Source organism: Sphingobacterium kyonggiense, from assembly GCF_039536825.1.
Taxonomy (GTDB): domain Bacteria; phylum Bacteroidota; class Bacteroidia; order Sphingobacteriales; family Sphingobacteriaceae; genus Sphingobacterium; species Sphingobacterium kyonggiense.
The window spans coordinates 44,879-60,832 of the sequence record NZ_BAAAZI010000005.1; the positions used below are offsets into that span (position 1 = coordinate 44,879).

Here is a 15,954-nt window from a genome sequence, read left to right on the forward strand (position 1 = left end):
GAAAGACATGTAAGAGATGTTCCACAGGTGCTTATATCTCCCCGTGGAAGACAATCCGAAAAACCTGACAAAATCAGAAAGCGTATTGTTCGGCTTTTTGGGCAAGTTGACAGACTGGAGCTTTTTACAAGACAAAGTTCCCAAAACGATGATGATGATTTTGATGGGTCGGACGTATATGTCAATGAAGTGGACAACTCTATAACGATATCTGAATAAACACTGTTCTGCCAAATCCTGCCTCCCGAAGCCAAACCCTGCCACTTCTTCAAAGGCTCTTGCTCCCTGCTCTAATTTTAGGTTTTACGCAAAATTCTAAACAAAATTTTATTATGAGTACACAGCAAAAAGACCTGTCGTATTTCCGTTTACGACTACAGGAACTCCTGAACAGTAGTTTCCCTGAAAAAGCCAGCAACCAAAAATTTATTGACCAGCGTTCCTCGTGGGCTGCCAATGCCTATGAGGATGCGTTCCGTTCCGGCAATGCCATTGAGCAATGTAATGAGATAGCGAATTACATACTCTTTGAGGGTTTGCACTTCTCCAAGTTTGATATGGTTTTTCAGGTAGTCTGCAATGAGTTCGATACCCTAATGGCAGACGAGGAACTGCGGCGGTTCGCTCTGAAAATGTTCCCTGTTTGCGAGAATGTTTTCGCCCAATATGAACTAGCCGATGATTTTGCCTACGGTTATGAGTTTGACCTGCTCTATACCGAGATAACCGGAACCATCGCAATATGGATTGAGGAAAATGGGCTTCAGTAAACGGCAGCATCTCTTGCACAATATCGAAGCCCTGCGGATTGCCTTTACATTGGAAAAAGAGCAACGAAACGCTACCGTGGGTGAAAGACTGTCAATGAAACAATACAGCGGATTTGGCGGTCTTAAATTCGTATTGAACCCCATAGCAAATGAAATAGATATCAACCATTGGAGGAAAACCGAACACGATTTATTCCCCATTACGCTGGAACTCCACAAACTGCTCAAAGAAAAGTCCGAAGACGATAAGCAATACCGCCGATACGTGGACAGTATGAAAAGCTCCGTGCTGACGGCTTTTTATACACCTCCACAGGTAATTGATGCAATTTCCGAAACCCTGCGGGAAAGCGATGTAAATATTCAGAAATTCCTTGAACCCTCCGCAGGTATCGGCTCGTTTATACAATCCTTTTCCGAAAACCAACAAACCAAAGTAACTGCCTATGAAAAAGATTTGCTGACAGGCAAAATCCTAAAACACCTCTATCCCGAAAGCAATATCCGTGTGAGCGGTTTTGAGGAAATCCCCGAAAAGGAACAAAATAGCTATGATGTTGTTGCAAGCAACATTCCGTTTGGCGATACTTCCGTGTTCGATCTTACGTTTTCCCGAAGCAAAGACCCCGCAAAAATACAGGCTGCCCGTAGCATACACAATTATTTCTTTTTGAAAGGAAACGATATGCTCCGTGAGGGTGGTTTGCAGGTATTTATTACTTCGCAAGGAATTTTAAACAGCCCCAACAATGAGCCGATACGTAGGGCGTTAATGAAAAGCAACCATCTGGTGTCGGTTGTCCGATTGCCAAACAACCTGTTCACGGAATATGCAGGTACAGAAGTCGGAAGCGACCTGATTATCCTGCAAAAGAATACGGCAAAACAACCTCTGAGCGAATTGGAAGAGCTGTTTTGCCAAAGCAGGCAGACCAAATACGATACTTCAAGCAATGCTTTTTTCCGTGACGGTACGAGGGTCATACATACCGACCGTAAGATAGATACCGACCCATACGGAAAACCTGCAATTATCTATACGCATAAAGACGGTGTTGCGGGGATTGCCAAAGATTTGAAGCAAATGCTTTCCGAAGATTTTGGAAAGCACCTGAATTTTGATTTGTACAAAGGCGAAAGCAACGATGAACCTATCGTACAAATTCCGATTACGCCAACGCCGGCACCTCCGGCTACTGAACCCGAAATCATACAACCCGAACGACCGCGTTTTACTGCACCAGCCATTGTACAGGAAAGCCAGCAGGAATTAAAACAGCTAAGCATTTTCGACCTGTTTGAAAATGTAAATGAAACCGTAGCGGTTATTACCCCGCCAAAGAAAACCACCCAAGCCAAAAGACAAACGACAAAAAGAAAACGTACCCCAAGAGGTCGGCAAACCGACCTCTTTAGCGGAGCGATGCAACAGTCCTATACATCTCCAGCATCAAACGGCACGGTCAATAAAACCTTACAAACCAATGGCACAAAACAGAAAACAATCGGCGATTTATTTTCACAGGCAAACAGTAATGGCCAAGCAGATAAGTCAGCCGGTACCGTACCTGCTACTGTTCCCGAACCTGCTCCGTACAGTGACGAACTCCAACAGTTTCACCGTAACGATTGCCTTGTCGTAGATAACGGTTGGGTCGGCTATTTGCAGGAAGTGGATAAAAGTGATGCAAGGGCAATATTCCACCCGTTGCAGTTACCGTCTTTGCAAAAAGCAAGAGCCGAAGCATATATCCAAGTTCGTGATACCTATATCGACCTCTACCAAAAAGAAGCCGAGAAACATTCAGAACACAAGGAAGAAAGGGAAAACCTTAACCGCTTATACGATGCTTTTGTCAAAAGGTACGGAAATCTCAACAGTGCGGACAATATCAAGCTCATCAAAACAGACAGTGTAGGCAAAGAAATGCCCTATCTGGAGCGTGTCGTTGGTGGTGTAATCCATAAGGCAGATATATTCAGCCGTCCTGTAAGTTTTTCTACCGCAACCATTGCAACGGACAATCCCGAAGAAGCGTTATCGGCTTCGCTGAACAAATACGGAAGCGTGGATTTGGACTTTATGTCCGAAATCAGCGGTATGCCTGCTGATGCTTTGAAAGAAGCCTTACACGGTCTCATCTACTACAATCCATTGCAAAAGGAATATGAAATATTCGAACGCTGGGTTGCGGGCAATGTAGTGGAGAAAGCCAACGAAATAAGAGATTACCTCGAAAGCAATCCCGATGATACCCAAGCTAAAGAAAGCCTTACCGTTTTGGAAGAAGCCCGACCAAGACGTATCGAATTTGAGGAACTCGATTTTAATCTGGGCGAACGCTGGATACCCACTGGCATCTACGCCCGATTTGCATCGCATCTGTTCGACGCAGATGTGAAAATCCACTATTCGGACAGTGCCGATGATTTTTCCGTCACCTGCAAACAGAAAAATGTCCATATATGGGATAAATATGCGGTCAAAGCCCAAAGCCGGACGTATGACGGGATTGCCCTGCTCAAGCACGCCCTTGTCAATACCACACCCGATATTTCCAAAATGGTACAGGTTGACGGAAAGAATGTCAAGGTACGGGATATGGAAGCCATACAAATGGCGAATACCAAGATTGACGAAATCCGAACCTCCTTTAACGATTGGCTCCACGCCCAAAACGATGAGTTCAAGATAAGGATGACTGACCAATACAACGACACCTTTAACTGTTTTGTCCGACCGCACTACGACGGTTCCCATCAGGTGTTTCCGGAATTGGACCGAAAAGCATTGGGTATTGAAGACCTGTATTCAAGCCAAAAGGATGCTGTCTGGATAATAAAGCTCAATAACGGTGCTATCTGCGACCATGAAGTAGGTGCCGGAAAGACGTTGATAATGTGCACGGGTGCACAGGAAATGAAGCGTTTGGGACTGGCCCACAAACCGATGATTATCGGGTTGAAAGCGAATATACCTGAAATTGCCGAAGCCTACCGCACCGCCTATCCGCACGCTAAAATACTCTATCCGGGCATTGATGATTTTACGCCCCAAAAACGACTGCGGATTTTCGGAGATATTAAGAACAACGAGTGGGATTGTGTGATATTGACCCACGACCAGTTCGGAATGATACCCCAATCGCCCGAAATACAAAAGGAAATCCTGCAATCCGAACTGGACAGTGTGGAGGAAAATCTTGACGTTTTGCGAAGTCAGGGCGATGAAGTAACCCGGGGTATGCTCGCCGGAGCAGAGAAACAGAAAGAAAACCTCGAAGTCAAGCTGAAAACCCTGCAACACGACATTGAAAACCGCAAAGATGATATTGTGGACTTCAAGATGATGGGTATCGACCATTTATTTGTAGACGAAAGCCACCAATTCAAAAACCTGATTTTCAACACAAGGCATTCAAGGGTTGCAGGATTGGGCAATCAACAGGGAAGCCTAAAGGCACTGAATCTTTTGTTTGCTATACGGACTATACAGGAACGTACCGATGCGGATATGGGGGCAACTTTCCTTTCGGGTACGACTATCAGCAATTCACTGACCGAATTGTACCTGTTGTTCAAATACCTGCGACCAAGGGCTTTGGCAAAACAGGGCATTAACTCGTTTGATGCGTGGGCGGCAATCTACGCAAAGAAAACAACCGATTATGAGTTTTCGGTCGCCAATAATATCGTGGCAAAAGAGCGTTTCCGCTACTTTATCAAAGTGCCGGAACTCGCTCAATTCTACTCCGAAATCACGGATTACCGTACCGCCGAAATGATTGGAATAGACCGTCCCGAAAAGAACGAGATATTTTACAACATACCTCCAACTCCAGACCAGGAGAAGTTTATTGAAAAGCTGATGGAGTTTGCCAAATCAGGCAAAGGGGAATTACTTGGCAGAAAACCGCTATCTAAAAAAGAAGAAAAAGCAAAAATGCTTATCGCTACGGACTACGCTCGAAAGATGTCTTTGGATATGCGAATGGTAAGCCCCCATTACCAAGACCACGCCGATAACAGAGCTTCCCATTGTGCAGATAATATTGCTAAATATTACAATAAATTCAATGCACAGAAAGGCACGCAGTTCATCTTCTCGGATTTGGGAACATACAAGCCAAATCAGTGGAATATCTACTCCGAAATCAAACGTAAGCTCGTGGAAGACCACGACATACCTGCACACGAAATCCGCTTTATACAGGAAGCGAAGAATGACAAGCAACGAAAAGAGCTAATCAAAGGAATGAACGAGGGCAAAATCCGTGTCCTTTTCGGTTCTACGAGTATGCTCGGTACAGGTGTGAACGCACAGAAAAGAGCCGTTGCCGTACACCATTTAGATACGCCGTGGCGACCGTCCGACCTTGCGCAAAGGGACGGTAGGGCTATCCGCAAAGGCAATGAGATTGCCAAGCATTTTAACGACAATAAAGTGGATGTAATCATCTATGCCGTTGAAAAATCGCTGGATAGTTATAAGTTCAACCTGCTGCACAACAAACAGCTATTTATTGACCAATTAAAATCCAACAATCTTGGTAAACGGACGATTGACGAAGGTGGTATGGATGAAAAGTCGGGTATGAATTTCTCGGAATATGTAGCTATCCTTATGGGCAATACCGACCTTTTGGACAAAGCTAAAATAGAGAAACAGATTGCCGGATTGGAAAGCGAAAGGCAATCGTTCAATCGTTCAAAATCAAGTGCCAAGTACAAACTGGAAGATTATGAGGCAGAACTTGGAAAAGCCCAATCCCGCTATGACCGTATGAGCCTTGATTGGAATAATTTGCAGGGACGTATCCAAAAAAACACTGACGGTTCCGTTGCCAACCTTATTAAATTAGACGTTTTGTCGCCCAATGCGGATATAAAACAAATCGGTGCAAAGCTCAATCAGCTTGCCGACAAATCCCGAACGGGTGGGGATTATGAAGAAATCGGTAATCTGTATGGCTTTCAACTTTTGGTAAAAACGGAAATGTCACAAAAAGAGGGGGTGGATATTCGTGTAAACCGTTTTTTTATTCAAGGTAAGGGTACTATCAAATATACATTCAACAATGGTGTAATGGCAAAAGATCCCGAAACAGCTTCACTAAATTTTATTAAAGCATTGGAAAAGCTGCCCACCTATATCAGAAAAGAACAGGAGAATATGGCAGATTTCCAAAAAAACATTCCAATACTTAAGGAAGTAATCAATGGTACGTGGACAAAAGAAAACCGACTTAGCGAACTCAAAACGGAGTTGGCGGCAATTGAGCGGAAAATACAGTTATCTATCACTCCGGAACCAATAGAAAAGTCTACAGAACAAGTCGAAAAGCAGCAAGAAAATCCAAAGGCTATGGAAAGCGTAGTACCGACAAAAAGTATTTATATGTCACGGGGAGTATTGTAAAAACATTTACCCATTCATACATTTTCCTAATCACAACATCTCAGGTTCGTTCAATTTATTTCTGGACTGTGATTCATTTCAAAATTGATGAATAAATAGTAGCATAAACCACTACATTACAGAAATAATCTTACACCCACATATCTTATCTGTAGCTCGTTTTGAATCCAAAAAATCAAACAAATTGAATTGTATGTTGTTCTGTCTATGTGTGCTATCAAAAAAAAGTCTTTAACATTTCATTATTAAAAGAGAAAAGGAAATTGATAATAATAATATACATCTATGAAATTAGCGATAAAAATAATGGCAATGGCAGGAATACTGTTATTTATCCAAGCGTGCGATAAGGACGATATCAACAAAATCAAAATCCAGAATCACGATGACAATGAAATGATGACTATCATGCACAACATGATGGATGAGATGATGGCCATGCAAATGCCCCCCGACCCTGATAATGCTTTTGCTCTGATGATGCGAATGCATCATCAGGGAGCGATCGACATGGCAAATAAGGAACTGCAATCCGGCGATGATGCGCAAATGAGGGAGATGGCCCAGAAAATAATTAAAGACCAGAAGGCTGAGATTCAAGAATTAACCACATTTCTCAATGGTCACGTACCGCATCTAAATGTTCCCGAATTTGTTACAGAGCAGATGAAAAATATGGAACGCTCAGGCAGAGTGACAGATCTCCAAATCATTAATGGAGACACGGATCACGATTTTGCCATGTTGATGATTCAGCATCATCAAAATGCAATTGGAAACGCAAGATTGGAACTTATTTACGGACACGAAAGTGCTATGCAGACAATGGCAAAAAATATTATTGAAAAACAGGATCAGGAAATCTCGGAGATTCAAACCTGGTTATTAGCTAATAAGAATAGATAAATAATTTCTCACTTTAAACAATAAAATTATGTCACATCAACAATTTCAAAAATGTATTGACGAATGCTACGCCTGTGCTGTAGCTTGTAACCATTGTGCAGCTTCTTGCTTGCAAGAGGACAATGTAAAAATGATGGCTCGATGTATCCAGCTTGATCTGGAATGTGCAGCCATATGTAGAGCCGCAGCCGAACTCATGAGTTTGGGAAGCCAATATAGCCGTCACCTTTGCAAGCTATGTGCGGAGATTTGTAGAGCGTGTGGAGATGAATGTGCTAAGCATGATATGCAACATTGCAAAGAGTGTGCGGATGCTTGCTACAAATGCGCAGAAGCTTGTGAGCAAATGGCAACGGCGGTATAATCTCATTATTGGTAGAAGTCTAAAAACCTCCAATGAATTCAAACTGGGTAAAGAATTTCAGGACCGTTTCCATTTGTAAACGATAGTTAGGGAAAGAGGAAAATGGACTGGCTCCTTCGCCGAATAATGATCGACGGGAGTGTAAAATAAACTGTGTCAATGGTTGAATTACCGCCCCGCGGGGCGGTAATTCAACCATTTTTCTTATTGCAAATCTAACACCATTCTTCCCGGAAACCAAATTGCTAATTTCTGTGCTGTTGTTCCCCAATTGGCTAGTGGCATCGTCCATTTCTTCTTAATGTTGTTATGTGCTAAATAAATCAATTTCAATAACGCTATATCGGAGGTGAATGCACCTTTAGTTTTGGTGACCTTACGCACTTGGCGATGAAATCCTTCGATCGTGTTAGTCGTGTATATCAACTTTCGGATGGATTTATCGTATCGGAAATAGGTGGTCAGACGATCCCAGTTGCGTCGCCAGGATTCAATGACCACAGGATACTTTTCACCCCATTTATCCTGAAGTTCATCCATCCGAAGCTCGGCTAGATCCAACGTATCGGCCCTATATACGGGTTTTAGATCGTTCATGAACTCCTTTTGATCCTTACTGGCTACATACTTTAGGCTGTTTCGGATTTGATGTACTACACAGGTCTGTACTCCGGTGTCGGGAAAAACACTCTGTATCGCTTCGGAAAACCCTTTTAAATTATCGATACAAGCAATTAAGATATCCTCTACGCCTCGATTTTGTAAATCAGTCAATACGCTCAACCAAAAGTTAGCTCCCTCATTCTCCGAAACATACATCCCTAACAGATGCTTATGTCCATTTCGATCAATGCCAAGAATATTGTATACTGCCCGCGAAACAAACCGATGGTCTTCTTTTACTTTGTAGTGCATGGCGTCCATCCAAACAATCGTATAAAGCGAGTCTAGACTTCTTGATTGCCACTCCTTGACCTGGGGAATGATCTTATCGGTAATCGAAGAAAGCTAAAATCGTCTCACGTTTCTTAATAAGCTGGGGTTCGAAGTTAGACCGACGGTCACGCGGAGTATCGATCTCGATAGTGCCATCTGAGGTGCGAATCTGCTTGCTGGACTTGCCGTTACGACGATTACCACAAGAGCGTTCAGCTTCATCCAGATGGCTCTCAATCTCAGCTTCTAGCGCTGCTTCTAAAAACTTTTTCATTAAAGGAGCAAAAGCTCAGTTCTTGCCATAAAGTGATTCACCACTACGTAACTGTTCTAGGGCCAGGTCCTTCATGGACTCAAAATCAAAATCGCTTTCCTTAATACTCATAATTACTATGTCAAAAATAATACTTCTGTTTATTATCCTTGACACAGTTTATTTTACAGTCTCTGATCGACAAAATCGTCTTTTGATTTTATATTTCGTCCTGTTCTTCCATTTTTTTAATCAAAGCATCACGTAAGCTGTCAAGGAATTTCGTTCGGTTCAGCTTTCTTGCTTTGAGTTCCAAAAATGTATGGTAAAAATCGCCCAAATCAACATTAAAACTGTTTTCAAAAAATCTGACTATGGTTATAATATCTGTATTCCCATTATTGAAGACGGCTTGAGAATGCAGTCCGTAAATCAATTCCGTTAAAGCCGCTTTGCTTCCCGTCCAACTTAATGTTGGTAGGTCTATTGATTTATCTTTATAGATTATGTTGTGAAGTTGGTCTTCAAGATAAACTTGAATCAGGTCATTGGCAATTATTTTTGCCGCCTTATAATCGTGGGATGTAGAAAACCGGTGGTCGGTTTCAAAATAAACCGTGTCCAAACTTACTTTATATCGTGTTTGCCCCGAACAAATAACTTTTCATCTACAAATGAACTGCCTGTTCGGTAATATTTATAGAATTCAAGGTTACTCTCAAAATACCGTTTGAGTTTCCTTAGCTCACCATTAATGTATTTCCTAATAGCTTTTATATCATTAGGTTTTTTTGTCTCTATTTTATAGATAGCGTTATAGTAAATGAGTTTTGCAACAATGACTGGTTTTTGATATTTGAAAAAGTGGATCTCTTCATTTATACTATCAAAGCCATTTTTTAGTGTATATTCCTTTATTTCGGAAAGTCTCGATAATATCAACTCGATAATAACTTCATACAAAGCTATGGAACCATCCAGTTCAAGAGACACCTCTTTTATTTCATCTTCTAGTTTCTTTATTATTTCCTCGTAATAATTGCTCATTAAGTAACATTTTTAATTCATCAAAAGAGGTCGGATTCTAAATCCGACCTCATAGAAAGTCAAACTTAATAGGACAAATTCAATCCGAACCCCCAGCCCATATCGCTGTCATAATGGGTAGTAGCGGCAATGTTTCTGGTCAAAATGTATTTTAGACCACCCATATACTCTTTGTCTGTATTTACCATAAATGCCCCTCTCAATCTTGCAGTCAAAGGGATATCCTGCCGTGCTAATTGGAGGCGGACAATACCGTCTGAATATACCTCAGCTTGAAAATCGACCAGCATAGGTAAAGTGTAAACGAAACCTGCACTTAGTTTGGCTCTTTTATTTTTCGTGTTTTTCTGCCCGAACATATTCTTTTCGATCTCATGGCTGCCAAATTCCCGATATCTCCAATCGAAGCCTACGAAAGGCAGAAACCACTGCATTTTTCCGATATATCGACCGAAGTGCGTTTCAGTTTCATATCCATGGCGATTATTATAACCTAATCTCCATTCGGTACTAAGTTTCCAGCGTGTATTTTGAAGCATTGCCTGCCCGTCGTTACCATTTGTAGCAAAGTCGTTCTCAGCCATAAAATGCCATCCATTGCTCTCTTTTTGCAGTTTTTTATATGCTTTTTCTTTGTTAGGCAGATTTGGGTTTTGATAATCACCTACTGCAAAAACCCGGTTCATACCTGCCATCATATGATACATAATATGACAATGGAAGAACCAGTCACCCTCGGTATTGGCGGCAAATTCAATGATATTCGTCTCCATAGGCATGATGTCAATGACATTCTTTAGCGGGGACTGTATTCCATTACTATTTAGGACAAGGAAATCAAATCCGTGGAGATGCATTGGATGCCGCATCATGGAGTTGTTGAACAGTTTAATCCTGAGAATTTCTCCTTTCTTGACAGGAATCTTATCCACTTCGGAAAGAACCTTGTTATCCATGCTCCAGACATACCTATTCATGTTCCCTGTGAGCGTAAAGGTCACTTCTTTTACCGGTTGATCTTTTGACAGTTCGGTATTGTACGGTGATTTAAGCATGTCGTAATTTAAGGTAACGATGTCATAACTTGACATATCATGGGCTGAGTGATCCATTGAGGAGTCCATTTCCATTTTACCCATCGCTTTATTAACATTTTTATCACCTGTGATCTCGGGATACATTACCGAATTCATGTCCATCTTTTGGAGACTCATTTTCATCCCCATGTCCTTCATGTCCCCGTTCATTTTCATCATATCGTTCATCATCTTCATGCCCTCAAAGTATTTAAGTTTCGGAAGTGGGGGATGTGGTACTTTCCTTCCTTCGCCGATATAAATCGATGCAGATTCGGTGCGATCCTCAGGGGTAACCAATAACTCATAGGAATTATTTGGCTCAGGAATGGTAACGATGATATCGTAAGTTTCCGAAACCCCCTACGATCAGCCTATCCACTTCAACCGGTTCGACATCATTCCCGTCACTGGCAACGACGGTAATCTTTCCACCTGCGTAATTGATCCAAAAATAGGATGAAGCACCACCATTAGCGATCCTCAACCGAACTTTGTCTCCCGCCTTAAATTGTGAGAGTTGCTGCCCATCTGCGCCGTTGATCAAAAATTTATCATAATAAACATCACTGACATCCATCGCAAGCATACGTTTCCACTCGTTTGTAACTTTCGTTTTAAAATGTCCTTCTTTTATAGCTTCCAGATAACTTTGGGTCGTCCCTTTCTTAATTGCAAACCAGTCATTGGCATTATGAAGCATCCGGTGGACATTGTCTGGATTTAAATTTGTCCATTCACTTAAAATCAAAGGAACTGTAGGCAGATCATCAATACCTTTCCTGAATGTGGGATCACCCTCACGTTTATTCATTATGAAAGAACCATACATACCTATCTGTTCCTGCATGCCGGAATGCGAATGGTACCAATGCGTACCATGTTGGATTATCGGAAAGCGATACGTATAGGTAGAATTTGGCTCAATGGGCTTTTGGGTCAGCCAAGGAACACCATCTTCTTTGTTGGGCAGCATTACACCATGCCAATGCAGGGATGTGGCTTCGTCCATAAGGTTGTGTACCATGATCTCTGCCGTGTCCCCTTCCGTAAATGTCAATGTGGGCATCGGTATCTGTCCATTAACTGCGATAGCTCTTTTGGATTTTCCGCCATAGGTAACAATGGTGTCTTTTACATACAGATGGTATTTTACAACCTTTCCGCCACCAATTATCTTCTCTGGAAGCATTGGGACATTTTCTTGGGCTTGCTTGTTCATATTCATCTCTCCGTGGCTTTCGTTACCCTCCATCTTTCTAGGAACAAGCTTCATCCCGCATTTGGGACAGTTTCCCGGTTTATCGGAGAGTATTTCTGGATGCATTGGACAGGTGTATGCCTTTTGTTGTTCCGTCTCGCCCTCATTTACATTTATTTGTGGGTTACCCATTTTTTGCTCATGAGACGAGTGTGTTGATTGAGCGCTACTGTTTATCGTAACAAGCATAAGTAGCAGTATTAAATTATATCTCATAACATATTGTTGTTGTTACTGTTCGACAAGGATTGATTGCCACCATCATTTTAGCGGTTTTAATTTTAAGAGGCTCGCATTGATCGCTACTACAATGGTACTAACGCTCATCAACACCGCACCCATTGCAGGGCTGAGTACGAAATTTGGATACAATATCCCTGCTGCTAAAGGAATGGCTACCACGTTGTAACCTACAGCCCAAATAAGATTTTGAACCATTTTCTTGTATGTCCGTTTTCCAAAATCCACTAATTTCATTACATCCCGTGGATCACTGTTTACTAAGATAATATCCGCAGTTTCGGCCGCTACATCTGTTCCGGAACCCACTGCTATGCCGACATCTGCCTGTGCTAAAGCGGGCGCATCATTCACGCCGTCTCCGGTCATTGCTACAATTTCTCCGGCTGCCTGATACTCTTTTACCTTTTCCTGTTTTTGGTGGGGCAGAACATTGGCCATAAAGCCATCCATCCCTAATTTATCGGAAACCGCTTTGGCTATGTGTTCATTATCGCCCGTGAGCAGGAAAGATTTGATGTTCATCTTTCTTAATTCATCAATTGCCTCTTGAGATCCTTGACGAATACTGTCCGCCAAGGTGATTATTCCAATTACCTTATCGTTAATCAAAACAAAATTCACGGTTTCAGCATCTTGATTGATCTCTGTTGGAATTTCAGGCATTGATAAATTATTTGCTTTAAAATAGTTGGGACCGGCAGCCACAACTTTTTTCTTATTTACGACGCCTTGGACACCGATACCCTGCATGTATTGAAAATCTTCTGAGTTCCATAATTCAAGGCTCCTTTCTTTCAAGGTTGTCATCACGCCTTTGGCAATATGATGCTCGGAATTTTGTTGAACCGCCGCCGCATACATGATGATGTCGTCAGCTGTATATTCATCGGTTACCGGGATTACCCTTTCCACAGCGTGAGAGCCTTGGGTAAGCGTTCCTGTTTTATCAAAAATAATGGTAGACAAATTCCGTGTAGTTTCAAACGCGGTTCGATTGCGGATCAGCAGACCGTTTGTTGCTGAAAGGGTGGTCGAAATGGCGACCACTAATGGTATAGCAACACCCAATGCGTGCGGACAGGCTGTAACCATAACCGTGACCATTCTTTCCAGAGCAAAAGCAAGGTCGCCGCTGCTGCTGAACCAATAAATAAAGGTGCCTACACCTACTGCGATGGCGATGAATGTGAGCCACTTTGCTACCTTATCAGCAAGGTTTTGCGTATTGGACTTTGCCTCTTGTGCCTCTTGTACAAGATTGATGACTTTATTGAGATAACTATCCTTCCCTACACCGGTTGCGGTTATTTTTAGCATGCCATCGCCATTAATAGATCCGGCAATCACTTTTCCACCTGCCTGCTTTTTTACAGGAACGCTTTCTCCTGTCAGCATACTTTCATTTACAGATGAATTTCCTCCTGAAATTACCCCATCAGCCGGGATTTTTTCACCGGGCCTGATGATAACGGTCTCACCGTTTTTTAGTTCTTCCAGTTTTATTTTCAGAGCTTCACCATTTCGTTCAACAGTTACTTCATTTGGCAACAAAGCCACAAGGGATTGTAATGCCTTGGAGGCTGCCATTTGCGAACGCATTTCCAGCCAGTGACCAAGCAACATAATGACGATCAGCGTTGCCAATTCCCAAAAGAAATCCATTCCTTGAAGGCCAAATACGACTGCCGTGGAATAAAAATAGGCTACAGAAATAGCGATGGCAACTAACGTCATCATCCCAATGGCTTTTGCTCTGATTTCCCCCACCATTCCTTTTAAAAAAGGCATCCCTCCGTACAGGTAAATTAAAGTCCCAAGGGCGAGCAGCACGTATTTGTCTCCGGTAAATTCCAAACTGTACCCAAGCCAGTTTTGGATCATATGTGAAAGAGCCAGAATAGGAACAGTAATAATTAAACTGATCCAAAATCTTTTCAGGAAATCATGTGTCTGATGGCCTTCGTGTTTATCATGTAGGTGTGCTGAATGCTGGTCTTCCCCATGATCATGGTGTTTGTGGTCGTGATTATCGGTTTTCCCAAAAGGAACTAAAGCCATCCCGCACAATGGGCACTTTCCCGGCTCATCTTTGAGTATCTGGGGGTGCATTGGACAAACGTATTTTTTCATAAAAAAAGATTTAAGATTTTTTAAATTTATTAGCTATAGTGAAGAATAATGTATTTTTAACAAGGTAACCTTTTAGTGAGGTTTAAAAGTCTATTCTATTTCTTCAATACTGTAGAGTTCTGGGATTTCAGCATCCCATCCATGTGTTTCCTTTATCCCTTTTTGAAGGGCTTCCGCACTTTCTTTTTCGCCGTGTACAATAAAGATTCGCTCGGGTTTATTGTTTAATTTGCTCATCCAATCCATAAGTTCTGCATGGTCTGCATGTGCCGAGAGTCCTTTAATTTCAGCTACCTCCATATTAAAAGGCACCCATTTTCCGTATACTTTTAATTCCTTATCCCCTTCCAATAATTTTCTTCCACGGGTACCTTCAGCCTGATAACCTATAAACAGCAAGGTATTCTTGGGGTTCTGCGCTTGTGTTTCGAGATAGTTGAGCATTCTTCCACCTGTAAGCATTCCACTACCTGCAATTACTATTTTAGGTTTATTGTCAGTTCGTAATTCCATAGTTTCACGATAGCTGCTTACCACTGTAAAATACGAACACATTTCATCACATTCATTGTCTTTTAATCGATGCCAATCCCTTGTGCGGTGGAACAGCTCCAATATATTGGCTCCCATTGGGCTGTCCATTATCATTTGTACTTTTGGTATTTTGTTCTCCTTGAGCAATGTCCAAAAAACAAGCATCATCAGTTGGGCCCGTTCAACAGAAAAACTTGGGATAAATAAGCAGCCGCCTCTATTGATGGTGTCGTTGACTAATTTTTCAATCTGTGGAATGGCTTCCACTTCATCAGGATGAAACCTTCCTCCATAGGTCGATTCTATGAAAAGAACATCGGCCTTTTTCGGTTTCAAGGGTGGGTACAATAGTAAATCATTTGTTCTTCCAATATCGCCCGAAAAAACAAAGCGTTTTCCGTGTACATCCAGCTCTATGAAAGTAGCACCCAAAATATGTCCATTATACTTAAATCGGGCTCTGATACCATCAAACAATGGAATCCATTGTGATTGTGGAACACCCTTAAAATGTGAAATGGTTTTTTCTACATCCTTTAAATCGTAAAGTGGTACGGCGGGACTGTGTTTGGAATAACCTTCCTTATTGGCACGCGCGGCTTCCTGTTCCTGTATTTTTGCACTGTCGTTCAGTATGATTTTCGCAATATCCAATGTTGGATTGGTGCCATAGATAGGCCCATTATACCCTTGTTTTACCAATCGAGGGAGATAACCTGTATGGTCTAAATGGCCGTGGGTAAGCAGTACCACATCTATTTTTGAAACTTCTACAGGCAGATACTCCCAGTTTTTAAGGCGCAATTCTTTCAACCCTTGAAAAAGACCGCAGTCTATTAGAATTTTACGATCTCCCGTGTCCACTAAATATTTTGAGCCGGTTACGGTACTTGCCGCACCCAAAAAATGGATATTTATTTTATTGTTTTTCATTTGTCCGGTATTTTATAGTGTCCACCACCAGAAAGGTGTGTAAGCGATTCTCCAATTTTCATCTTTTTTGTATTTAAATTAA

General features: G+C 41.9%; 8 protein-coding genes and 2 pseudogenes. 4 read left to right on the plus strand and 6 right to left on the minus strand.

Annotated features, from left to right (window positions below):
• Positions 1 to 332: 332 nt before the first annotated feature.
• From ABD676_RS04555 to ABD676_RS18295, 4 genes are all read left to right on the plus strand, one after another.
• A complete protein-coding gene (locus tag ABD676_RS04555; RefSeq protein WP_002993229.1) occupies positions 333 to 770 on the plus strand; it encodes a DUF1896 domain-containing protein in 438 nt (145 codons plus the stop codon).
• Positions 757 to 6,189 (plus strand): N-6 DNA methylase, encoded by a 5,433-nt coding sequence (locus ABD676_RS04560; protein WP_344673464.1) that lies wholly within the window; start codon positions 757 to 759, stop codon positions 6,187 to 6,189. The genes ABD676_RS04555 and ABD676_RS04560 overlap by 14 nt, the downstream gene beginning before the upstream one ends.
• A gap of 285 nt (positions 6,190 to 6,474) precedes the next feature.
• Positions 6,475 to 7,095, plus strand: a complete 621-nt coding sequence (locus tag ABD676_RS04565; RefSeq protein ID WP_344673465.1) for a DUF305 domain-containing protein — start codon at positions 6,475 to 6,477, stop codon at positions 7,093 to 7,095.
• A gap of 28 nt (positions 7,096 to 7,123) precedes the next feature.
• Positions 7,124 to 7,459: a four-helix bundle copper-binding protein gene (locus ABD676_RS18295; protein WP_002993225.1), complete on the plus strand. Its 336-nt coding sequence runs from the start codon at positions 7,124 to 7,126 to the stop codon at positions 7,457 to 7,459.
• 204 nt (positions 7,460 to 7,663) lie between these two features.
• Here ABD676_RS18295 and ABD676_RS04580 read toward each other — a convergent pair.
• From ABD676_RS04580 to ABD676_RS04605, 6 genes and pseudogenes are all read right to left on the minus strand, one after another.
• Positions 7,664 to 8,780 (minus strand): annotated as a pseudogene (locus ABD676_RS04580) (IS256 family transposase).
• A gap of 88 nt (positions 8,781 to 8,868) precedes the next feature.
• A pseudogene (locus tag ABD676_RS04585) lies at positions 8,869 to 9,695 on the minus strand (RteC domain-containing protein).
• Positions 9,696 to 9,760: 65 nt separating this feature from the next.
• Positions 9,761 to 10,969 (minus strand): multicopper oxidase domain-containing protein, encoded by a 1,209-nt coding sequence (locus ABD676_RS04590; RefSeq protein ID WP_344673466.1) that lies wholly within the window; start codon positions 10,967 to 10,969, stop codon positions 9,761 to 9,763.
• 124 nt (positions 10,970 to 11,093) lie between these two features.
• Positions 11,094 to 12,164 (minus strand): multicopper oxidase domain-containing protein, encoded by a 1,071-nt coding sequence (locus tag ABD676_RS04595; RefSeq protein WP_313260114.1) that lies wholly within the window; start codon positions 12,162 to 12,164, stop codon positions 11,094 to 11,096.
• A 129-nt stretch (positions 12,165 to 12,293) separates the two neighbouring features.
• Positions 12,294 to 14,405 carry a heavy metal translocating P-type ATPase gene (locus tag ABD676_RS04600; RefSeq protein WP_003010077.1) on the minus strand — a complete coding sequence of 704 codons (2,112 nt, stop codon included), beginning with the start codon at positions 14,403 to 14,405 and terminating at the stop codon, positions 12,294 to 12,296.
• Between the two features lie 90 nt (positions 14,406 to 14,495).
• Positions 14,496 to 15,872 (minus strand): MBL fold metallo-hydrolase RNA specificity domain-containing protein, encoded by a 1,377-nt coding sequence (locus tag ABD676_RS04605; RefSeq protein ID WP_313260117.1) that lies wholly within the window; start codon positions 15,870 to 15,872, stop codon positions 14,496 to 14,498.
• Positions 15,873 to 15,954 lie beyond the last annotated feature (82 nt).